Origin of the sequence: Paenibacillus sp. GCM10012306, from assembly GCF_042649265.1 — a bacterium.
Taxonomy (GTDB): domain Bacteria; phylum Bacillota; class Bacilli; order Paenibacillales; family Paenibacillaceae; genus Paenibacillus_AQ.
The window spans coordinates 1-1,205 of record NZ_JBHRYW010000033.1 but is presented as its reverse complement, the minus strand read 5'-3'; the positions used below and the strand labels follow the sequence as shown (position 1 = coordinate 1,205).

At 45.1% G+C, this 1,205-nt stretch carries 1 protein-coding gene; it reads right to left on the bottom strand.

Annotated features, from left to right (window positions below; translation table 11 throughout):
• Nucleotides 1–1,205: bifunctional metallophosphatase/5'-nucleotidase (locus ACFORK_RS29030; protein ID WP_379205549.1), on the bottom strand; the 1,205-nt coding region annotated here is incomplete at both ends.

Sequence of the window (1,205 nt, the reverse complement as noted above, 5' to 3'; positions counted from 1 at the left end):
ACTGCGGAAGTGTTCGCAGTGATAGTTCCAACCTTCTGAATATACTTTGTAAATACTTCAAAGTCCGGTAGGTACAGCAGGTTCACGCGACCTTCTTTATAGGCCTTTTCAAGGGAAGAGTAGAAATCCCCACCTTTAGCTGTGAAAGCATTCGTAGCTACTTCATAAGATGCTTTTAGGTCTAGAGGAACGTATTTATCTCCGTTCTTCACTTCAATACGCAATACACGTTCGTTCACAGGTTTTGTAGAGTCGTAATAGAATTTCAGCCCTGCAACGTGTGGGAAACGTCCATCTGCTGCTGGAGCTTTAGAAACCCCATTCTCCATGGCATCCTTAATCTCTTGTCCGGTCAGAGTGATCGTGACCAGATCGTTGTTGAATGGAAGTACTCCGAGAACTCCACCTTGTGTAATCGGACCTTCTTTGATAGATTCACGAATACCGCCGCCGTTTTGCAGAGCGATTACGGCATTAGTGCCCGCTTTTTGAGCTGCATAAAGCATACCATCGGCAATCAGGTTACCAAGGTTGGTTTCCTTTGTGCGAACATTATCACGAACGCCGTTTAGAACGACCTCTGTCTTACCTACTACTTCATTGGTTAGCTCTTGAATGCCTGGCTTATACTCGGTATCTAGGATCTTCTTCGCTTCAGGATCCTCTGCGATCTTGTATTTGCCGTCAGCGTTTTTAGCATCGATGGAGATTAACTGGTCTTTCCAATCCGTCAATACGCCATCTTTGTTAAATTTAACTTCAAGTTGACCCAGGAAAAGTCCCTTTTCGCCGGTCTGTACAATTAGCTTCGGTGCTTTTGGATCACTGTTATCTACAACGGCTTGATCCAGTTGCGTGTGGCTGTGACCACCAACGATAATATCAATGCCGTTAACGGCTTTGGCTAGCTTCAGATCTTCTTCATAGCCAAGGTGTGAGAGCACAATGATCTTGTTAATGTTCTCTTTTTCAAGCATAGCGACCGTAGCTTGTGCCTTAGCGACAGCATTCTCGAAAGTCACTTTACCTGGCGAAGCAATGTTGGCCGTATCTTCAGTCGTCAGACCAACGATCCCGATCTGTTGGCCGTCGATTTCTTTGATCAGTGCAGGATAGATTGTTCCGGCATTACCTGACCGACCGATTTCATTGATGAACATTTTGCTAAGAATCTCATCCTCTGAGAAGTTCACATTGGAGGAGAC